Source organism: Pseudoalteromonas sp. SG43-3, from assembly GCF_014164385.1.
In the GTDB taxonomy this organism is placed as follows: Bacteria; Pseudomonadota; Gammaproteobacteria; order Enterobacterales; family Alteromonadaceae; genus Pseudoalteromonas; species Pseudoalteromonas distincta.
Genome location: NZ_JACJFC010000001.1, coordinates 243,772 through 265,739 on the forward strand (window position 1 = coordinate 243,772; position 21,968 = coordinate 265,739).

General features: G+C 39.8%; 19 protein-coding genes. 14 read left to right on the plus strand and 5 right to left on the minus strand.

From position 1 onward, the window contains the following. The first annotated feature begins 45 nt into the window (after positions 1-45). Positions 46-2,064, plus strand: coding sequence for a marine proteobacterial sortase target protein (locus H5157_RS01215; RefSeq protein ID WP_182723962.1), 2,019 nt, complete (start codon positions 46-48; stop codon positions 2,062-2,064). After that, a complete protein-coding gene (locus tag H5157_RS01220) occupies positions 2,061-2,666 on the plus strand; it encodes a class GN sortase (protein ID WP_182673329.1) in 606 nt (201 codons plus the stop codon). The genes H5157_RS01215 and H5157_RS01220 overlap by 4 nt, the downstream gene beginning before the upstream one ends. Here the strand turns inward: H5157_RS01220 and H5157_RS01225 are convergent. After that, on the minus strand, positions 2,561-3,520 hold the full coding sequence (locus H5157_RS01225) for a DMT family transporter (RefSeq protein WP_024597327.1): 960 nt from the start codon (positions 3,518-3,520) through the stop codon (positions 2,561-2,563). The genes H5157_RS01220 and H5157_RS01225 overlap by 106 nt on opposite strands. Before the next feature lie 119 nt (positions 3,521-3,639). Here H5157_RS01225 and proB point away from each other — a divergent pair, with 119 nt between their 5' ends. The 5 genes from proB (at position 3,640) to H5157_RS01250 (ending at position 8,220) form a co-directional block, all read left to right on the plus strand. After that, positions 3,640-4,743, plus strand: coding sequence for a glutamate 5-kinase (gene proB / locus H5157_RS01230; RefSeq protein WP_039484993.1), 1,104 nt, complete (start codon positions 3,640-3,642; stop codon positions 4,741-4,743). Between the two features lie 101 nt (positions 4,744-4,844). Then, positions 4,845-5,819: a GGDEF domain-containing protein gene (locus H5157_RS01235; RefSeq protein ID WP_182716800.1), complete on the plus strand. Its 975-nt coding sequence runs from the start codon at positions 4,845-4,847 to the stop codon at positions 5,817-5,819. 56 nt (positions 5,820-5,875) lie between these two features. Beyond that, entirely contained in the window at positions 5,876-6,235 is a 360-nt protein-coding gene (locus H5157_RS01240) for a glutaredoxin domain-containing protein (RefSeq protein ID WP_002961611.1), read from the plus strand. A gap of 39 nt (positions 6,236-6,274) precedes the next feature. Further along, on the plus strand, positions 6,275-7,759 hold the full coding sequence (gene gltX, locus H5157_RS01245) for a glutamate--tRNA ligase (RefSeq protein WP_182716801.1): 1,485 nt from the start codon (positions 6,275-6,277) through the stop codon (positions 7,757-7,759). 161 nt (positions 7,760-7,920) lie between these two features. Further along, positions 7,921-8,220: a hypothetical protein gene (locus H5157_RS01250; protein WP_002958795.1), complete on the plus strand. Its 300-nt coding sequence runs from the start codon at positions 7,921-7,923 to the stop codon at positions 8,218-8,220. A gap of 16 nt (positions 8,221-8,236) precedes the next feature. Here the strand turns inward: H5157_RS01250 and H5157_RS01255 are convergent, their stop codons facing one another. Beyond that, positions 8,237-8,629 (minus strand): hypothetical protein, encoded by a 393-nt coding sequence (locus H5157_RS01255; RefSeq protein WP_154903480.1) that lies wholly within the window; start codon positions 8,627-8,629, stop codon positions 8,237-8,239. 104 nt (positions 8,630-8,733) lie between these two features. Then, positions 8,734-9,513 carry a CPBP family intramembrane glutamic endopeptidase gene (locus H5157_RS01260; protein WP_259399335.1) on the minus strand — a complete coding sequence of 260 codons (780 nt, stop codon included), beginning with the start codon at positions 9,511-9,513 and terminating at the stop codon, positions 8,734-8,736. 203 nt (positions 9,514-9,716) lie between these two features. On the opposite strand from H5157_RS01260, the gene H5157_RS01265 reads away from it, so the two are divergent. From H5157_RS01265 to H5157_RS01275, 3 genes are all read left to right on the plus strand, one after another. Then, positions 9,717-10,418 carry a DUF3581 domain-containing protein gene (locus H5157_RS01265; protein WP_182716070.1) on the plus strand — a complete coding sequence of 234 codons (702 nt, stop codon included), beginning with the start codon at positions 9,717-9,719 and terminating at the stop codon, positions 10,416-10,418. 176 nt (positions 10,419-10,594) lie between these two features. After that, a complete protein-coding gene (locus H5157_RS01270; RefSeq protein WP_182723964.1) occupies positions 10,595-11,842 on the plus strand; it encodes a DEAD/DEAH box helicase in 1,248 nt (415 codons plus the stop codon). A gap of 59 nt (positions 11,843-11,901) precedes the next feature. Continuing rightward, a complete protein-coding gene (locus tag H5157_RS01275; RefSeq protein ID WP_182723965.1) occupies positions 11,902-12,882 on the plus strand; it encodes a sensor domain-containing diguanylate cyclase in 981 nt (326 codons plus the stop codon). A 273-nt stretch (positions 12,883-13,155) separates the two neighbouring features. Here H5157_RS01275 and H5157_RS01280 read toward each other — a convergent pair whose 3' ends face one another. Then, positions 13,156-14,112, minus strand: coding sequence for a methylenetetrahydrofolate reductase (locus H5157_RS01280; protein ID WP_182723966.1), 957 nt, complete (start codon positions 14,110-14,112; stop codon positions 13,156-13,158). Between the two features lie 250 nt (positions 14,113-14,362). On the opposite strand from H5157_RS01280, the gene H5157_RS01285 reads away from it, so the two are divergent. The 3 genes from H5157_RS01285 to H5157_RS01295 all read left to right on the plus strand — a co-directional run bounded on the left by H5157_RS01285 (position 14,363) and on the right by H5157_RS01295 (position 18,977). Further along, a complete protein-coding gene (locus tag H5157_RS01285) occupies positions 14,363-17,245 on the plus strand; it encodes a pitrilysin family protein (protein ID WP_182723967.1) in 2,883 nt (960 codons plus the stop codon). Between the two features lie 197 nt (positions 17,246-17,442). After that, positions 17,443-18,261: a serine O-acetyltransferase gene (gene cysE / locus H5157_RS01290; protein ID WP_002958786.1), complete on the plus strand. Its 819-nt coding sequence runs from the start codon at positions 17,443-17,445 to the stop codon at positions 18,259-18,261. A 35-nt stretch (positions 18,262-18,296) separates the two neighbouring features. Further along, a complete protein-coding gene (locus tag H5157_RS01295) occupies positions 18,297-18,977 on the plus strand; it encodes a hypothetical protein (protein WP_182723968.1) in 681 nt (226 codons plus the stop codon). On the opposite strand, the gene xseA is transcribed toward H5157_RS01295, so the two are convergent. Further along, complete coding sequence (xseA, locus tag H5157_RS01300; protein WP_182695719.1) at positions 18,974-20,305, minus strand: exodeoxyribonuclease VII large subunit; 1,332 nt, start codon at positions 20,303-20,305, stop codon at positions 18,974-18,976. The two genes, H5157_RS01295 and xseA, sit on opposite strands and share 4 nt — an antisense overlap. 135 nt (positions 20,306-20,440) lie before the next feature. Here xseA and guaB point away from each other — a divergent pair, with 135 nt between their 5' ends. After that, positions 20,441-21,910, plus strand: a complete 1,470-nt coding sequence (guaB, locus tag H5157_RS01305; RefSeq protein WP_002958783.1) for an IMP dehydrogenase — start codon at positions 20,441-20,443, stop codon at positions 21,908-21,910. Positions 21,911-21,968 lie beyond the last annotated feature (58 nt).

The window sequence follows — 21,968 nt, forward strand, 5'->3', positions numbered from 1 at the left end:
TCTAACTGAATCTAAGTAAAACAAAGCGTTCGATGGAGTGATTTTATGTTGAGTAAACCGACCAAAATGCTTACTAAAGTAAGCATTTTTATATTCATAGCGATTGTGCTGTTAGCGAGCTTCAAAAGCCATGCGCAATCACCCAAGTTAGAGCTTTTTGATAGCAATGGTGCGCCAGCAGGCCCAGCAATAATATTAAAAAGCGACGCCAATATGACCTTAACTGGCCTGATTAATCATGTTGTAGTCACGCAAACCTATCAAAACGAAAACCCGTTTGCGGTTAATGCGCGCTACGTTTTTCCATTGCCTGATGAAAGCGCCGTACATGCCATGACTATGCGTATAGGTGAGCGAGTCATTAAAGGCCAAATTGATAAAAAGGTAGAGGCCGAAAAAAAATACGAGGAGGCTAAAAAAGCAGGTAAGCAAGCGGCCCTTGTACGCCAGCAACGCGCCAATATGTTTATTACGAATGTGGCAAATATTGGCCCTGGTGAGCAAGTAATTATTGAGCTTGAGTATCAAGAAATAATTGATTACAGCAGCGGCACATTTGCTATTAGATTTCCTACTACCATTACACCGCGTTATCACGCGATTAGTGGTGAAGTTGAGGTTAATACTCAGAACCAAACGCACGTTAACTCACTCCCAACGGGATGGTTAAGCCCTGTTTACAGTATTAAAAGCAGTAATCAAAATGATAACGTACCAAGCAGCCAATTTAGCTTAAACATAGATATAGACGTAGGCTTAGAGCTGGTGGATATCAATTCTAAATTTCACAATGTTGAGGTGCAAAACACCGCGTTTGGACAATATAAAATAGCGTTAAATGAGACAAATGCAGTTAATCGCGACTTTGTACTTGAGTTTAAACCGCTGCAAAAAGAGCAAGCTCAAGCCGCATTTTTTACTCAGCAGTTTGAAAATGGTGACCGATACGGGCTTGCTATGCTAATGCCACCAGGGGATCATTTCACACAAACACAGCGCTTACCTCGTGAAATGGTATTTGTAGTTGATACGTCAGGCTCTATGCATGGGCAATCTATGGAGCAAGCTAAAAAAGCGTTGTTTTATGCACTTTCATTACTTGATAGCGACGACAGCTTTAACATTATTGGTTTTGACAACATAGTAACTCCAATGAGCGATAAACCTCTTATAGCCAGTGACTTTAATTTACGCCGTGCAGAGCGATTTATTTATAGCCTAGAGGCCGACGGTGGCACTGAAATACAAGGTGCGCTTAATGCCGTACTTGATGGTAGCGAGTTTGATGGTTTTGTGCGCCAAGTTGTATTTTTAACTGATGGCAGCGTAAGTAATGAAGATGCATTATTTAAAAATATTCAAAGTAAATTAGGCGATAGCCGCTTATTTACAGTGGGTATTGGCAGCGCACCGAATAGCTTTTTTATGCGCCGAGCGGCAGATATAGGTAAAGGCTCATTTACGTTTATAGGCAGCACAAGCGAGGTGCAACCTAAAATGCAGCAGTTGTTTGATAAGCTTGCACATCCGGCTATTACTAATTTGGGGCTAAGCGATGAAAGCGGTAACAGCTTAGATTTTTGGCCGTCACCACTACCTGATTTATATTTTGGTGAGCCTATCATGGTCGCCATAAAACTTAATAATGCTAAAAATGTGGTACTTGCTGGGCAAACAGCACAAGGGCCTTTAAGTATTAAATTAAGTACACAAAATAGCTCAAGCGCTCAAGGTATAGCAAAACTGTGGGCGCGCCAAAAAATCAAGTCATTACTTTTATACAACGAGCAAAATACAGTTAAAGATGAAGTACAGGAGCTTGCGCTTACTCATCAATTACTTAGCCCGTTTACTGCTTTTATAGCGATTGAACAAACTCAAATAAAAGAAGTGGCAGAGCAAACGGCGCAAGCTACTAATGCAGTACCACAAGGTATGGCAATGCGTTTACCGCAAACCGATGGGCAAAGCAGGTTACATATATTACTAGGCTGTATTTTATTATTGGGATTTAGCGCCCTTAAAATAAACCGATCATTTAAATTAAGCAGGGCACGTAAATGAAAAAGTGGCTAAGCGCGGGTTTACTAATAGCTGGGCTTGGATTATTTGGTCACGGTGCTTATATGCAGGCAAAAGCATGGCTTGCTCAAGTATTAATTGAGCAAGCATGGCAAGAGGCGCTTAAATCACCCGGCACTAAAGTAAAGCCGTGGTATTACGCCGACAGCTACGTGACTGCAAAGCTTGATTGGCCAAGCCATAATAAAACATTAAGTGTATTGGCTGGAGCGAGTGGTCGTAATTTAGCGTTTGCGCCTAGCCAATTTTTACCTGCAGGGGAGCTGGGCGGAAAAGAATTTGGAAACGAAAAGGGCGCGCTAATAGCTGGGCATAACGACACCCACTTTGCATTTTTACAAAACGCCAAAGTGGGAGAGGCGTTTACTTTGCAGCTGCAAAGTGGAGTGATTCAAAATTATAAGGTAACGGGGATTGAGGTTATTCATCAATCCCAAAACTCATTTTTACAAACACCTGGGCTGTATTTGCTTACCTGTTACCCTTTTGATTCGCTTGCCTCGGGTACTGATTTAAGGTTGCTTGTATCTGCGCAAATGTCTTCGCCTGATTCACTAAGCGGTATATCAACCACGAGTTCTTGATGGCGCTGGCTTACCATTACGCCAATAAATACCACAAATATGCTCAGCCATTGCCAAACGTTGAGCACTTCGCCCAAAATAATAGCTGACAAAATAAGTGTAAAAATAGGAATTAAATTAGAGTACGCAGCAGCGGTTAATACCGATACCTTGCTAATTGCATAGTTGTACATGCCGTAGCCGCCAAGGGTTACACACGAGCCTAAATACAAAATGCTCATGAGCGCAGTTAAGTCGTGTTGATTTTCGCTTGGTAGGTCGATAAAAAATAAAAACGGCGCAAAAAACAAGCTGCCGCTAATACCTTGCAACGCAATTAAAGTCAGGGGCGAGTAGCGATTAGCTAAATGTTTAATACTTACGGTATAAAATGCAGCGCACACCATAGCCATAAGCTCTAAAAAGTTACCTAGTAACGGATTAGGTGCTTGGTCGGTACTTGGTGAAAGAAGCGTAAGTAAAATACTGCCGCCTATACACAGCGTAAAACCGACAACAATGGCTTTGCTTATATGCTCTTTAAGTAATACAAAGGCAAGCAACGCAATAATAATAGGCAAGCAAGAGACAATAACACCAGCCTGCGAGGCTGATGTGTATTCCATTGCATGGCCTTCAAATAAAAAGTATAAGCAAGGCTCAGCAAGCGACATACCCACTAAATACTTCCAGTCACCTTTTAAGTACTCAAACCGAATAACGTAGCGCCATAAACAAAGCGACAAAACTAACGTGGTGAGCATGCGTAAAAATATCACCAATGCAGGGTCGTAAATAGCAATGGCGTATTTGAGCGCAATAAAAGAGCTGCCCCATAAAAAGGTGGCAATAATTAAACATAAACTGGCAGGCATAGAGAGTAATTTACTTAATTTAATAAAATCAGATCCTAGCATGAAAATTTTTAACTTGTTCAAAAATACCGAGCTGGTATAAATTAATTCATCTTTAATTAATCAATAGTAAAAAGCACATGCAAAGGGAACAGGTAATAGTTGTAAAGCTTGGTACAAGCGTACTAACTGGCGGCACCGATAAGCTAGACAAAGCACATATGGTTGAATTAGTACGCCAATGCTGCGAGCTTAAAAAGCAGGGGCATCACGTTATTTTAGTATCGAGCGGCGCGGTAGCTGCTGGGCGCGAACAACTATTAAAACCCTGTGGCAGAAGCTTAATTGATAAACAAATGCTTGCTGCAATTGGACAAGGTCAACTTATTCATATTTGGCAGAGCTTGTTTGCTTTATATGGGGTAAATGTAGGGCAAATGCTGCTTACTCGCGCTGATGTAGACGACAGAGAGCGCTACCTTAATGCCCGCGATACACTCAATGCGTTATTAAATTACGACGTTGTGCCCATCATTAACGAAAATGACGCAGTCGCTACCAGTGAAATAAAAGTAGGCGACAACGATAATTTATCGGCACTTGTCGCTATTTTGGCTAATGCTAATAAGTTACTGCTACTTACCGATCAAGAAGGGTTATTTACCAGCGATCCGCGCACAAATGCCGATGCTACCCTCATTGGCGAAGTAACACATATAAACGATGAGCTGCGCCAACTTGCTGGTGGCAGTGGTACAAACTTAGGTACTGGCGGCATGGCGACTAAACTGCAAGCCGCCGACATTGCAAGGCGTGCAGGCGTTGAAGTCATTATTGCTAAAGGCGCTGGTAAAAACGTTATTTTAAAATGTATGAGTGACGAGTTACCTGGTACACGCTTTTTAAAACTCACCGCCCCAAAAGATGGCCGTAAAAAATGGCTACTAGCTGGGCCTAAAAGTACCGGCCAAATTGTTATAGATGCAGGTGCTATTAGTGCCCTTCAAAATAAAGGTGCAAGCTTACTTGCTAAAGGCGTTACTAATGCATTTGGACGTTTTGAAAGAGGCGATTTAATTGATTTAATAGATACTAAAAATCAAGTAATTGCACGTGGCTTAACGCGTTTTAGCAGTACCGAGGTAAATAAAATCAAAGGCGCACACTCAAATCAAATAGGTGAGTTACTTGAATACGATAGTGGTGCAGAAGTATTGCATCGCGACGACTTAGTATTACTTTAATACCTATTCTAAAGGATTAGTTAATAAGTATTACCTCATAACTTAGTAAATTCATGAGTATTGTCTAGACTAATAAAAGTTTAATTAGTTTAGGCAGTGTAATGAAGGCAAATAAGTGTGGGCATGAATGGATTATTAAGCTTACCCAGCAAGAAGAGGAAAGTGATTTAGATAGCGCATTAATACAAATAATTGGCGACTTGCTCGAAGTTGATAATTTTGCCATTTACGTCAATAAAAATTTTTCAGCCCCCATACCCCCTACTCTTATAAATTCAAATAGTAATTTAGAGCAATTAAGCCCAGATGAAGCATCATTGTTATTACAAAAGGTCACTCAAAATAAAATTAGGGTGAGCTATGCCTTTAGTAGTACTACAAGTTACGTGCCTATTTATCATTTTGGAAAAGTAGTCGGCACTTTATTAATAGAAACCGAGCAAGAATTACCAGAACGAACAACTATGTTAGCTGTACATATTTTAAATATTTATGCTAATCAGCTTGGGCTATTATATAAGTCGCGGTTAGATCCACTTACAGAGCTTTTAAATAGGCAAACATTTGATAAAAAAGTAATTGAGATTGTATCGGGTAACGGTTTTTTGTTACCAAGAAATGATAACAATAAAAAGCGACGTTGGTATTTAGCTATTGCCGATATCGACAACTTTAAAAATATTAATGATAACTACGGGCATGTAATTGGCGATGAGGTTATTTTACTTGTTGCACGGCTACTAAAAAATAATTTTAGAATTGAAGACTATGTATTTAGGTATGGTGGTGAAGAATTTGCTATGTTATTTCAAGCAAAAACAGAGGGTGATGCACATGTTGCACTTAACCGGTTACGCCTTAATGTTGCCCAATACCCTTTTCCACAAATTGGCCAATTAACCATTAGCATTGGTTTTTTAGAGTTAGTGAGTATTGATACTGTATCGAGTATTGTAAACCAGGCTGATTTAGCGCTTTACTACTCTAAAAATACTGGTCGTAATAGAGTTACCTCCTACAGTGAATTAGAAGTTAATAACGAACCAAAGATAGATAACAGTATTGAGCTTTTTTGATTGTAAATTTGTGCTAAAATCTGGCTCCTTAAATTGTTGTAAGCAGAGCACAGAACATGAAATTAGTTCGTTGGTTTTTAGGTTGTATAATCTTATTCTTTAATTTTGTATTTACTCCTCGCAGTAAAAAGCGTGCAAGCGACGAGCAAGCACAGCTTGATCAGCAAACCTCACAATTTAAACTGTACCAATTTAAAGCATGCCCGTTTTGTGTAAAAGTACGCCGCGCTATTAAGCGCGAAGGCTTAAACATAGAAACGCGTGATGCAAAAAATAATGAGCAATATCGTCAAGAGCTTCTTGAGCAAGGCGGCAAAGTTAAAGTGCCTTGTCTGCGTATAGAGAAAAATGGCCAAGTACAATGGCTGTATGAATCAAACGATATTATTGCTTACTTAAACAAAGTAGCTGCATAAACCACTTTTATTATCTCACTTATTTAAAGAGAATTTACCATGACAATTCGCACCCGTGTTGCCCCGTCGCCAACTGGTGACCCGCATCTTGGCACCGCTTATATCGCCTTATTTAACTACTGTTTTGCTAAACAACAAGGCGGTGAATTTGTACTTCGTATAGAAGATACAGACCAAGTACGTAGCACGCCAGAGTCTGAACTTGCGATTATGGATAGCTTACGCTGGTTAGGGCTTGAGTGGGATCATGGTCCTGATGTGGGTGGCGAATTTGGTCCTTACCGTCAATCTGAGCGTAGCGATTTATATAAAAAATACGCGCATCAGTTAGTTGACGATGGTAAAGCGTTTTACTGCTTTGCAACAAGCGAAGAGCTTGATAAAATGCGTGAAGAGCAAATGGCAGAAGGCTTGCGCCCTAAATACGACGGTCGTGGTTTAAACCATACAGATGAAGAAATTAAAGCAAACTTAGCGGCAGGCAAACCTTACGTTATACGTATGAAAATCCCAAGCGAAGGCACATTTAAGTTTAACGACTACCTACGAGATGAAATTGAGATCCCGTGGGAAAACGTAGACATGCAAGTGCTTTTAAAAGCGGATGGTTTCCCAACGTACTTTTTAGCGAACGTAGTTGATGACCACCATATGCAAATTAGTCATATTTTCCGTGGCGAAGAGTGGATTAACTCAGCACCTAAGTTATTAAAACTTTACGAAGATTTTGGTTGGGAAGCGCCAGTACTTGGTCATTTACCATTACTACGTAACCCAGATAAATCAAAGCTATCTAAGCGTAAAAACCCAACGTCTATTAACTACTATAAAGAAATGGGTTACCTGCCAGAAGCCGTGCTTAACTACTTAGGTCGTATGGGTTGGTCAATGCCAGATGAGCGTGAAAAGTTCACACTTAATGAAATGATTGAAAACTTTGACATGAAGCGCGTATCGCTTGGTGGCCCAGTATTCGACGTGGATAAATTAAGCTGGTTAAACGGCATGTGGATCCGCGAAAATCTAACCGACGAGCAGTTAATTCAGCGCTTTGTTGATTGGAAGTTTAACGGTGAAATGTTAGCTAAAGTATTACCTGAGGCTAAAACGCGTATTAATACCCTTTCGGATATGGTTGAGCTGGCAGGGCACTTTGTAGGTGGTATTCCAACTTACGACCCTGCGCTATTAACAGCTGGTAAAGCAGACGAAAACGTAATACGCCAAGCACTACAATTTTTTGTATGGCAGCTAGAAGGCTTACGTAGCTTTGATAAGCCCGCTATTTTTGCAATTGCAAAAGAAGTGGCTACATTCCACGAGCTTAAAATTAAAGACTTTTTAGAGCCAATTTTTGTCGCAATTACAGGCAAAACATCAAGTACGTCAGTGCTTGATGCAATGGAAATATTAGGCTCTGACTTATCACGTGCTCGTTTACGTGTTGCACTTGCTCATTTAGGTATTTCTAAAAAGCAGGCTAAAAATATAGAGCGTGCGTACCGCGAATACCCAAGTGCATAATTACTAAAATGCACTTATAAAAGCCGAACTTAGTAAAATAAGTTCGGCTTTTTTGTTTCAGGCTGTTTAGCTATATGACATCGTATTTTGATATTGTTTAACTAAAGTATTAGTACTTAGCCCAATGATACAATAGGGCATATAAACTCATAGGAGGCAGTATGATTGCACCTGTAAAAAACAAAGCCATTTTTAGCAGTAACACATTTTCGATAAACCTTGTTACTTACCCAACCAATCATAGCGTAATGAACCATATTGACCCTGTGCAGCAAGGGCGCTATTACAAGCTCAATTTTGTATTAGAGAAACCTAAAGCGGGTGGGGTATTTAAATGCTCTAAATGCATTATAAATTTATTTAATCGCGTGTATTTGTTCAGACCCGATAAGTACGAACACAGCGTATCTAAAATCGAGTCTGGAAAGCGTGTACTACTGAGCTTTGCGCTTAATATATAATTTGCACTTTTACTTATTAATAGTCGTAGGCCTGTCCGGTGCATAAAACAGATAGGTCGCAGTACGATACAGAGGTTTCACTACAGGAATTAATAGTAAAAGCATTCCCGCCCCTGCGCATAGCATCAGCTTTAAGTAAATCAATCGCGTTTGATTTAGAGCGATTGTAGCTTACATTATTGTTGCCCATACCGTCGCCATCACAGCTTTCACCTTCTATTCGGCCTAAAAGTGTTGCGCCACTTTCGTGTGCTTCTTGGTCGCTATAAAATTGCTGTAAATCTCTTTTATTAACGTAGGTGCCAATTTCTTGAGATAAAACACCGTTGTCTATGTCTGTATGATAGGTCATTCCTGAACAACCGGTTATTGTGGCCAGCACTGTTATTGCCGCTATAAAACGTAGCATATTTATTAGTCCTTTAATTTATTATTTAAAGTAGTAAATTACTAACAAAATCAAACGCTGGCAATGTTTGCTAACGGGTAAATTGTTAGCATTTGTAAATGTATTTAGATTTTACTGAGCATAGGGTAAGTAAACAAAAAGAAGTGAAAAACGTTCACTAACCAGTGGCATATAATAGCCCATTCTAAACGCTGCGTTTTATAAAAAATATAGCCGTATCCTAAGCCTGCAATAAATGAAACCAATACATAGTTAATTCCTCCAGCAAAATGCGCCAAAGCAAACACTGCTGCTGTCATTATTGGGGCAAGTAACGCTAGGCGAGTAGATGAGATTATTTGGCTAAGTTTGGTTTGTAATAACCCTCTAAATAAAGCCTCCTCAGCTACACAGGTAAATAAAAGATTAATAGCAATAAAGGCTAACCAAAAGTCGGGCACTTTTGGGTTAAAACTTACAAGTTCAAGTATTAAAGCCACAGTGAGCGAAGCTAAAACCGTAGCAATAATTATAAAAATGGGCTGTTTAACGTTTAATCGACTTACTTTATTAGAGTCTGCTTTTAAAGCTTTTTTATTCGAATAAAAGTAAGCACAAAGAAATAACCCCGCCATAGCTTTATCAAAATTAGCATAAAAGGTAAAAGCAATCGCATCGCTTGTAATACGCTCATCTATAACAATAGGGAGGTTATTAAAACCAGACACCCAATGAAGTGCTAATGCCAGTGAGAAAGTTATAAAAACAGTACTTAATATAGCGCGTATTATTGCTCGCTTTGCATTTAGCGCGCAGTAGTATAAAACAACGTAAAGCCCAATGCTGAGCAGAGCATATAAATTTACATAACCTTGAAAATACGCACTTAGAACACTTAAAGCCATTAAGTAGTGCCAAAAGGGTTGCCGCATTATTGATATTTTGCAGTACGGAAAAACACATATAATTGATAGCGCTAACAAATAAAAGGTCATTGTTTTTTTATTGCTCTGTTTTATTTAGCCATTAATCTAACAGATTCGACCTCTCAATATTTTTTTTCTGGTAATATAGATAGGTTATAAGCAGTTTAAGCAGTGAACAAACTATGTTAAGTCCTTTTTTTCAGCAGCATGCTGATTATGTTTCTATCTCTCGTGAGCAGGGTTGTCGCTTCGCTAAATGCGTTGCTGATGATTACAATCCACTTCATGACAAAGATGCCAAAAAGTTTTGCGCGCCAGGAGACTTACTTTTTTCATTGGTACTAGACCGCTACGGTATTAGTGAACAAATGGAATTTACTTTTGCCGGTATGGTTGATGAAAACACCAAACTACATTTCCCTGAGGGAGCAGATGAGTTTGATGTTACCAATGGCGAAAAAGTAATTTTAAAGGTAAAGCGCAGCGGTAAAACCAGCCAATGCCCAGCACTAACTAATAGTCTAATAAAAAATTATGTTGAGTTTTCTGGTACTACCTTTCCGCATGTAATTATCCCATTAATGGGCAAGCAAGAGGTAATGATAAACCCTGCTCGTCCGATGGTAATTTACGAATCAATGCTTATTAATCTTGATAACCTTGATATAACAGCGCCAGTACTTGAATTTGCAGAGCCAAGCTTTGAGTACACTGGTAAGCGCGGAAAAATTACACTACGTTTTAACCTGTTAGAAAACGGCGTTAAAGTGGGTAGTGGTGAAAAGCACATGGTGGTTTCGGGTATTCGCGAATACTGCCAAGCAACAGTTGACGATTTAATAGCGTTTTACAACGAACGTAAAGCGACACTAAAGCCAGCTTAAAGCTACAGCAAATTATAAAAGGCGCTAAATACAACGGTTATTTAGCGCCTTTTTTATTATTTTAGCGCTAAAGCGAAAGAGAGCAATCACGATTAAATACTTTTCTGGACTGGTTAATTTACGCAGTACAGTAATATGCGTACAATAGCGCTCTTTGTTATTTTAAAGCTAAGCCTATGTCTGCCACTACGTTCTCATCACTTAATCTCGACCCGTTATTATTAACAGCGATTGAGCAAAATAATTACACTCAGCCTACCGCAATTCAGATTAAAACTATTCCGCCTATTTTAGCCGGAAGTGATGTAATGGGCAGCGCGCAAACAGGTACGGGTAAAACCGCCGCCTTTGTTTTACCTCTGTTACATAAGCTTTTAAATACCCCTAAAAAAGATGAGCAAGGCCTTGCCCGCGTTGTAATTTTAACGCCAACACGAGAGCTTGCTCAGCAAGTATTTGCCAGCTTTGAAAAGTACGCACAAGGCACTAACATCAATGGTGCTTTAGCCTATGGTGGTGCAAGTATTGGCCCTCAAATAAAAGCACTTAAAACAGCACAAGTTATAGTGGCCACACCAGGGCGTTTGCTTGATCATATAGTTAAAGGCAGTGTGGTACTTTCAAGCGTAGACTCTTTAGTGTTTGACGAAGCCGACCGCATGCTTGATATGGGCTTTATTGATGAAATTAGACGTATATTGCGACATATCCCGGGCGATCGCCAAACTTTACTATTTTCAGCTACGTTTGATGACAGCGTGTTTGAACTCAGTAAAAAACTACTTAAAAACCCTGAGCTAATTGAAGTTGATAAACGTAACTCAGCTGCGGTTGAAGTAGAGCAAGTTATTTACGCTGTAGATGAAGACCGTAAGCGCGAACTTGTATCGCACATGATTGGCATGAAAAACTGGCGCCAAGCGCTTATTTTTACTCGCACAAAACAAATGGCCGATCAGCTTGCTAAAGAAATGTGTAAAGATGGGTTAAAAACCGAATCAATCCATGGCGATAAATCGCAAGGCGCACGTGACCGTGCATTGCAAAACTTTAAAGAAGGTATTACACGCGTACTTGTTGCAACCGATGTCGCTGCGCGTGGTTTAGATATTTCTACACTTAGATACGTAATTAATTTTGAACTGCCGTACATTGCCGAGGATTATGTGCACCGTATTGGCCGTACAGGTCGCGCTGGTGAACAAGGGCTTGCTATGTCATTGGTAAGTCTTGATGAGCAATGGCTGCTAGAAGAAATTGAAGTATTACTCGATACGCGTTTAACGCCGCAGTGGTTAGAAGGTTACGAGCCTGACTTAAATAAAAAGCCCAAAGATAATCGTAAAAATACGAATAAATCTCGAAAAGATCGCGATAAAAAACGCATTACAGGTAAAAGAGAGCCAAGTAGACGTCGTAAATAATAGCTTTTAGTTTACTTTTTTGCCTATACTGGAGCTATTAAATAGCCGAGGTAAAGTTAATGTTTGAAACTGATAAATGGGCATTCTCTGGTGTTGATGGCCAAATATCTTTGCATAAATGGCAAAAAACAATGGACCTTATCACGGGGCTTTTTTCAGCCCCGTCTGGTTATATAGTTCAGGCAACAAGCAAAGGCTATCGCGTTGTTATTAGAAATAACGAAGGTGGCTCAAGCTTTGAAACCAACCCGATACTTCCCCCTCAAACTCCTCTTTTTTGTCGGCACGTCGCTGAAACTAATAATATTTTATATGTTAATGATGCAAGCAATAACGATGCATGGAACACCCTACCAGAAGTAGTTGAGGATGGCGTTGAATCCTACCTAGGCTTACCTATTCATTGGCCAGAAGGTGAAGTATTTGGCACGCTATGCTTAAAAGACACTAAAATAACTAGCTATACCGATGAATACTTTGAGCTCATAGAGCAACTACGCGATTTAATTGAAGACGACCTAGCGCTTGTTTACAGCTATGAACAAATGCGCGAAATAGCCATGTTAGACTCATTAACAGATATTTATAATCGCCGAGCACTTAACTTACTAGCTCAGCAAAAGCTTAATTTAGCACTGCGTTTGGGCTTCGACGTATGTTGCTTGTTTATTGATATAAACGACTTTAAAAAATTAAACGACACCTTTGGACATGAAGTAGGTGACAAAGCCTTAATTATTTTGGCGGATACGCTAAAAAACCATTTAAGAGATGCCGACATAGTAGGGCGTTTAGGTGGTGATGAGTTTGTTGCAGTAATGCAATTAAGCGATAAAAGCAAAATTAGCTACATCATGGATAAAATATCCTCTGAGTATACAAATGCTTTACTAAAAGAAGGTGTTTGCGATTTATCGCTCAGCATTGGTTATAGTTTTACTAATAAACAAAAGCAACCATTTGAAGCGCTATTAAATGATGCAGACCACGCAATGTATAAAAATAAACAAGCGTATAGACTCGCTAAAAAAGCACAATAATAAAAGTAAGTTCGTCATGACTCATGACTCATGACTCATGCCACAAAAACTTGGCTAGTTTTTTCTGCGATAGGTTTTATTTTTGGTGTTATGTGCTCCTCTATGGGGTTTGCCTTAAAAAGGCTTGAGAGTAATAACCAAAAATAGCTTCAATGAATAGCTTAAGCTGCAAATTTTTACTTGTACTTCTTAATTTATTTTTCAAAGTACGGACATAAAAAAGCAAGCCATGAGGCTTGCCAAGAAGGGGGTTAATTAGCTCTTACCTAGCCTTTAAGCTATTAGCTTTTCAGCAAGGTTTAATTCCATAATAGCTTTTAATAAACGGTATAAGTTAATTGATGCATCAATTTCTTCTTTACGGTTTGTTAAGCTTTCAATATTTAAGCCCAGCGGTACATCTAAATGCGCACAGCTTTTAAGTATTAAGTCGAGGTTTTCGCGGCAAATACGGACCGATTCGCTTAATGTATTGTCTGCATCAAGCATGCGCCATTTTGTTGCCTCTGGCACTGAGATACCCAACCATTGCATAAATTCTAAGGTTTTTTCGCCGCCGCACGGGGTAAACGTTAATATAATACGTTGTGGTATAATACCCTGCGCTTTACATGTACGTGCGTAGCTAGTAATTAGCTCTATAGTCGCTTGTGCATCGTAAACAGCTTGCGATATAAAAAACTGACAACCTTGTGCTGTTTTTTCTATTAATCGTTCGTGCTCATTTCGTTTACTTGAATGGCGTTCAGCAATCGTAACGCCACCTAAAAAGAAATCATCTGATTGCTCAGCCAATGCTTTATAAGCATCTGGCAGGCTTAGCTTTATATCGCCTATCGATGATGGGCTACCTACTAAAACAACATTTTGTAAATCGTAGTCGTTTTTAGTTTCACTTAGCCAATCTTTAAATTCGCCTACGCCACGCTGCGCCACACTTTTATAAGTAATTACATCTTGTGCAGATAAATTACGAAGTAAATGGCTGTATTCACGCGGATCAACGGTTTGTTTAAACGCAAATGGACGGTCTTGATTAGTTCGGCTGCTTTCGTCTTGAATGTCGTAAATTATCACGCCGTCGTATTCAATTTCGTGTAAGCGACCTAATAGCTTTTCTGCAATGGTTTTTAATTGCGCTTTATCGGTGCCAATTTTAGGCGGGGTAGTACCAATAAGATAAACACCTTGATTGGTGTCCACTATCTTCTCTTTTAGTGATAAAGCCATAATCCTCATTCCAGCTAAGTTTGTTTTGATGGATTTAATATAGCAGCCATTTAGACGTCTAGATAGATTTATTTAATGAAAGTTTTTCAATTAACATGATGTTTATTCATAGTGCTTGTTCCCATAATTTATAATTGACACAGTTGTTTACACAATAAATTCCCTTGGGGCTCTTATATTTATTGGCTTTGGGGCATAATTAAAGAGTTAAATCTGACAACAAATTTGCTCAATTTAAAAAGGGACAACAATGAAATTTAAATTATTAGCAACCAGCTTAGCGGTATCGCTGGCCTTAACGGGTTGCGCCATGCAACAAAACCAAAGCACGCAAACAACAGCACAACAAGAACAAGTAAATAAAGCTGATGACCGTGTTTTTTCACAAGATTACTTAATTGAAGAGCTAGAAAACGGCTTACGTGTCATGGTTGTTAAAACCGATTACCCTGATGTAGTGTCGCTGCAAATTCCGGTATCGGTTGGATCGCGTAACGAAGTTGAAGAGGGCAAAACAGGCTTTGCTCACTTTTTTGAACACATGATGTTTAAAGGCTCACAAAAATACCCTGAAGATGTGTACTCAGACATATTAAAAAATTCAGGTGTTGATAACCGCGCATATACAACAAACGATTACACAAATTACCATTTAAACTTTTCAAAGCAGCACCTTGATAAAGTACTTGAGCTTGAAGCTGATATTTTTCAAAACTTAACCTACACCGAAGAGCAATTTAGAACAGAAGCGCAAACAGTAAAAGGTGAGTACTTAAAAAACAACGCGAGCCCAATTCGTAAATTATTAAGCGCTGTACGCGAAAAAGCGTTTGATAAGCACACGTATAAACACACCACTATGGGCTTTTTTAAAGACATAGAAGCCATGCCTGATCAAATGGCCTATGGTAAAGAATTTTTTGCTAAGTTTTATAAGCCTGAGTATGTGTCACTTGTCATCGTGGGCGATGTAGACCCACAAGCAACAATGGCAATGGTTAAAAAGCATTGGGGCAGCTGGAAAAAGGGTAACTATGTTGCTGACATTAAAGCAGAACCTGTTCAACAAGCACCAAAATATTTACACCAGCAAGATGAAGCGCTACCAGGGCATTGGTTACTCGTATCGTACAAAGGCGCTGCGTGGGAGCCTGCTAAAAAAGACAGAGCGGCGCTTGATTTAATCTCACAGCTTTATTTTTCAAATAATTCAGATTTATATCAAGAGCTAGTGGTCGACAAACAAATTGCCAGCCAAATGTTTACCTATAACCCAGAGACTAAAGATCCGGGTTTATTACACGTATTTGTTAAAGTAGAAAACGCAGGCGATTTAGCCACTGCGCGCGATGCCATTAATCGAACTTATGCAAAAGCACGCACTGAGCTTGTTGATGAGCAAAAGCTAAGTGATTTAAAATCGAATCTTAAATACAGCTTTATTAATGGCTTAGATTCGTCGCAAGCGATTGCATCAACCCTTGCCAGCTACATGCATTTTGAGCGCGATCCTGAGGTTATAAACCAGCTGTATAAATCGGCAGATAACATCACCAGCGCAGATATTAAAGCCGTTGCTAATAAATACTTTACTGATAACGCACGTACCACATTAACAATGTCGGCACTTGATAAAGCCCCAGGTTTTGAGCAAGAAGTTAATTTAAATGCGCTTACTGCAAAGCTTGAACAAGCACCTGCGGCACCTGCATTTAAAGTACTTGATAAAACCAATAGCTCGCCGTTAATCGATGTTAACTTTTTATTCAATACCGGCGCGGCTGCCGACCCTCAAGGCAAAAAAGGTGTTGCAGCGCTCACTGCGGCAATGCTTGCACAAGGTGGCTCAGAGGCGACAAGCTATAAAGATATTCAAAAAGCACTTTATCCGCTTGCAGGTAGCTTTGGTTATCAAATAGATAAAGAAATGCTGTCGTTCCAAGGGCGTATTCATAAAGACAATGCAGCGCAGTGGTATTCACTTGTGAGCGATCAATTATTAAACCCAGGCTTTAGAGACGATGACTTTAAACGCCTTAAAAAAGAAATGATCGATGGTATTAAATCAGGCTTAAAAGCATCTAACGATGAAGAGCTAGGCAAAGAAGTGCTATACAGTGCACTTTACAACAATCACCCTTACGAAAGTTACAACTACGGTGATATTTCGGATTTAGAAGCGTTGACGCTAGATGATGTTAAAGCGTTTTATAACAGCGAGCTTACGCAATCTAAACTCACGGTTGGCTTAATTGGGGCTGTGCCTGCAAACCTTAAAGCTAAAATGATGAGCGATTTTGCAACGCTACCAAAAGGTGAGCAAAGCCGTTTAAGTATTCCTGATGCGCCAGTGCTTAAAGGTCATCATGCAACTATTGTAGAAAAATCGGCACAATCGACTGCTGTATCGTTTGGTTTTCCTATTGATACAATAAGAAGTAGCGAAGACTGGACAGCCCTTTGGCTTGTGCGTTCGTACTTTGGTGAGCACCGTAGTTCTAACAGCTTTTTATATGAGCGCATTCGTGAAACTCGCGGCATGAACTATGGCGATTACGCATACATTGAATACTTTCCACGTGGTATGTTTCAAACCAAGCCAGATGCAAACCTAGGGCGCTCAGAGCAAATATTTCAAGTGTGGTTACGCCCACTTCGCTCTAATAACGATGCGCACTTTGCAACACGTACCGCCTTGTTTGAGCTAGATAAGCTAATTAAAAATGGTATGAGCGAAGGTGATTTTGAAGCTACGCGTAACTTTTTAATTAACTTTGTGCCGCAAATGGTTGCAAGTCAAAATCGCCAATTAGGTTACGCGCTTGATAGCGAATTTTACAACACTGATAACTTTGTAAGTTACGTAACTAATAAACTTAAAACGCTAACGCTTGCTGATGTTAATCGCGTTATTAAAGAAAACTTACAAACAGACAATGTTCACTATGTATTTATTACTGGTGACGGCGCTGATATGCAAAAACGTTTAGCATCGCAGCAAACATCACCAATGATTTATAACACTAATAAACCTGCTGAATTAGTGGCTGAAGATAAAGTGATTGCTGATTATAAATTAGCAATTCCTGCAAAAAATATTGAAGTGATGAAAGTCGATAAAGTATTTCAATAATTTAAGTGTTTTTTAAGCGTTAAAATAATGCCTCGGTGCTATAAGCATCGAGGCATTTTTATTATTTAATAATGAAACTTAATAAACAGTTATACCTAATAACCAGAACAAATAACTAAGGGATTAACACCTTAGTGGTTAAATCCGTTAGACTTGGGAAAAGGCTATTTTATATCAACTTAAGGCAGTGCAGTATTATGCGTCATGCAATTTGGCAACAGCTTCGCGACGAAGCTAACGATGTAGTAAAACGTGAACCATTATTAGCAAGTCATGTTTATTCATGTGTTTTAAATCATGATTGTTTAGGTTCGGCATTGAGCTTTATTGTTGCTAATAAGTTGGCTGATGCGGTGGTATCTGCATTCACTATCCGAGAGCTGTTTGACCAAGCATTTGTAAAATGTGACCGTATGCTATCTTTTGTTGCTGAGGATATTAAAGCGGTAAAAGACCGCGACCCTGCATCAGAAACCTATCTTACGGTTATATTAAATCTAAAAGGTTTTCATGCTATTCAGGCGCACCGTTTGGCTAATTGTTTGTGGCAACAAAATCGCAAAGAGCTAGCGCGCTTTATTCAAAGCCGTAATTCTGAAGTGTTTGGGGTCGATATTCACCCAGCATGTAAAGTGGGTAAAGGCATTATGTTTGACCACGCAACCGGTATTGTTATTGGTGAAACAGCGGTAATTGAAGATAACGTATCAATTTTGCAATCTGTAACGCTTGGCGGTACAGGCAATGAGCAGGGCGATCGTCATCCTAAAATTAGAGCAGGCGTATTAATTGGCGCGGGTGCTAAAGTACTGGGTAATATTGAAGTAGGTGAGGGCGCACGAATTGGTGCGGGCTCAGTTGTACTTAGCAATGTTCCACCACACACAACCGCTGTTGGCGTACCCGCTAAAATTATTGGTCGACCGGATTGTGAGTGTCCGGCGCAAAGTATGAACCAAAACTTTTTAGCAAATCCTGAGCCTGAAAACGAATCGCACACGAGTGCAATGTTATAAGTAACTAAAAATAATAAAACTTAAAAGGAATTAACATGAACAAGAATAGTTTATTGGCTCTAGGGATTGGGTTTATTGCGGGTGTAGGTTTAACTTGGAGCTACTTTAATGCAGCTTCAAGTTATCCGGAATCTGTTAAGTCGCAGCCAAGTTATGAAAAACAGAAAAAGCTTCATACTGAACAACAAAGTAATGAGGTATTGAGTAATGCAGACTCTGCAGTACCTGAGCAAGTCGCTAGTATAGAGCCCGCTGAAGACACGCCTACAACCAATTCAGAAACCCAAATGCTTGATGAACTACCTTTAGAAGAGCAAGTAACTCAGCTTAAGCAGCAACTCGCCGAACAGAAAGCGGCGCTCAAAAGTGTTTTAAAGAAAATGAGGGGCCCTTCAGATTTTGAGCAGATTTTACGTGATAAATTTGAAAATCAAACGCGCGACGAAGAATGGGCTTATCGTACTGAAATGGTATTACAAGATTTTTTATTAACAGCTGATTTATCAATTATTCCTGACGTTGTTAGTGCAAAATGTAAAAAAACAGTATGTGAATTTGAACTTGCCGCCCCCATTGATAACGACACATTTGGTAATGCTCAATGGCGAGAGCTAAACGATAAGTTGATGGAACAAGAGTTTTGGCAACAATTTAAAAGCACTACCTCCACATCGAGCGATAGCGAACTTAAAATGTTGCTAAGTACAGAGCTTTAAATAATTTGTGATTCTATAGAGCCATCGACTAACTCTGTAACTAAAACATCGCCTGTTTTAATTTGCCCCACAGATTTAACTACTTTTCCTTGCTGTGTTTTAGTGATGCTATAACCGCGCGCTAAAACATTAAGCGGACTTACCGAGTCTAACCTGCTTGCTTGCAGTGCTAAGCTATTATTCGCTTGTTGTAACTGATGCTGTATAGCTTGGTTTAGCCTAGCTTGTAATTGCGAGAGTTGATGGCTTGCTGAAGCGAGTTTTTTATCAGGTGATTGGCGCATCAAACGAGGCGTTAAGTTATTGAGTGTGCGTTCTTGCTGATATAAACGATTACGCATAGCTTGTTGCAGCGCAATGCTTAGCTCATCCAAACGTTGTGATTTTTGACTAAGCTGACTACGCGGATGACACAAATTAAGGCGGTGTTGTAACTGCGTTGCTAGAGCGCGTTTATCGGCAATGTCGTGCTTAAACGCGTTAGATAAACGATTAACCAATTGCGTTACTTTGTTGTGTAACTCTTGCGTATTTGGGCTTACAAGCTCAGCTGCGGCTGATGGAGTTGCTGCACGAACATCAGCAACGTAATCGCTAATGGTTGTATCTATTTCATGGCCTACTGCACTTACTATCGGTAATTCACTTTCAAAAATAGCCCGTGCGAGCTGTTCGTGATTAAAGCACCATAAATCTTCAAGTGATCCGCCGCCTCGTCCTAAAATAAGTACGTCTACTTCATCACGAGCATTAGCTAATTCAATTTGATTAATTAAATGTAGGTGTGCTTCTTTGCCTTGTACCATAGCAGGGTAAATGATTACTTCTAACTGCGGCGCACGGCGTTTAAGTACCGTTAAAATATCTTTTATAGCAGCGCCGGTTGCTGAGGTAATAACACCAATACGATTAATGTTTTGCGGAAGTGGTTTTTTATACGCAGAGCTAAATAATCCTTCGGCGGCCAAACGCATTTTAAGTGCATCGAATTCTTGTTTTAGCTGACCTTCGCCGGCCGGTTCCATATGCTCAACAATAAGCTGGTAGTCACCGCGAGGTTCATAAAGTGATACACGCGCTTTTACTGTAACTTGCGCGCCATTTGCAGGGCGATAGCTTTGGTTGCGATTATTCCCACGCCACATAGCAGCTTTAATTTGTGCTTTATCGTCTTTTAACGAAAAGTACCAATGTCCAGATGCAGGGGTAATAAAGTTAGAAATTTCGCCCGTGAGCACTAAAGATGCAAAACCTTGCTCAAGAATTGTGCGAATTTCTCTATTAAGGCGTGAAACGGTGTAAACCGCCTGCGAAGGCTTCGAAAACATAAAAAACAACCTAAAACTATTTATTGCACTACTTTATCATAAATATTTGCGAAATATTATTTACTCATGCCAACAACGCTGTTAAAATTTGGCCGCAATTCCTTATCTTAGATCCACATGTGAGAAGTTGCCAAAATGCTTAGAATCGCTAAAGAAGCTCTTACCTTTGATGACGTACTTTTAGTACCTGGTCATTCTACTGTTTTGCCACACACGGCAAATATTTCAACTCGCTTAACGCGTGGTATCAAACTTAACTTGCCGCTTATTTCAGCATCTATGGATACTGTTACAGAAGCTCGTTTAGCTATTGCCCTTGCGCAAGAAGGTGGTCTTGGTTTTATTCATAAAAACATGACTATTGAAGAACAAGCGAAAAACGTACGTAAAGTTAAAACCTACGAAGCAGGTATTGTTTCATACCCTGTAACGGTCACTGCCGATTTAACAATTGCAGATGCAATTGAGCTTTCGCACGAAAAAGGTTTTTCAGGTTTTCCGGTTACCGACAGCAATAATGTGCTTGTAGGCATTGTTACAAGTCGTGATATGCGTTTTGAAACTAAGCTTGAACAGCCTGTTTCTACCGTTATGACCAAAAAAGAAAAGCTTGTTACCGTTAAAGAGGGCGCAGCACGCGAAGAAATTTTAGGCTTAATGCACGAACACCGCATTGAAAAAATCCTTGTTGTTGATGATGAATTTAAACTCAAAGGCATGATCACAGTAAAAGATTACCAAAAAGCCCAAGACAAACCTGACGCATGTAAAGATGACCAAGGTCGTTTACGTGTAGGTGCTGCTGTAAGTGTTGGCGCAGGTACTGATGAGCGTATTGCTGCATTAGTAGAAGCGGGTATTGATGTTTTACTTATCGATACATCGCATGGTCACTCTCAAGGCGTTATTGACCGTGTTACTAAAACTCGCAAAGAGTACCCAGACTTACAAATTATTGCAGGTAACATTGCAACGGCTGAAGGTGCGATTGCACTAGCTGATGCCGGAGCGGATGCAGTTAAAGTAGGTATCGGCCCTGGTTCTATCTGTACTACACGTATTGTTACCGGTTGTGGCGTTCCACAAATTACCGCTATTTCAGATGCTGTTGAAGGCTTAAAAGGTCGCGACATTCCTGTTATTGCTGATGGTGGCATTCGTTTTTCTGGTGATATTGTTAAAGCACTTGTTGCTGGTGCATCGTGTGTAATGGTGGGTTCTCTTCTTGCTGGTACAGAAGAAGCACCAGGTGAAGTTGAATTGTACCAAGGCCGTTATTACAAATCTTACCGTGGTATGGGCTCATTGGGCGCGATGGATCAAAAAGAAGGTTCATCAGATCGTTACTTCCAAAAATCAAACGAAGCAGACAAGTTAGTACCTGAAGGTATTGAAGGTCGCGTAGCTTACAAAGGTCCTATTGCAACGATTATTCATCAGCAAGTAGGTGGCTTACGTAGTGCTATGGGCTTAACGGGTTGTGCAACAATTGAAGAGCTAAATACAAAACCACAATTTGTACGTGTTACTTCAGCAGGTATGGGTGAGTCGCATGTTCATGATGTGCAAATCACTAAAGAAGCACCAAATTACCGCTTAGGTTAAGCAGCGTAATTAATTTAATATACTGGGCTTGCTTTGCAAGCCCTCTTTTTAGTCGTTT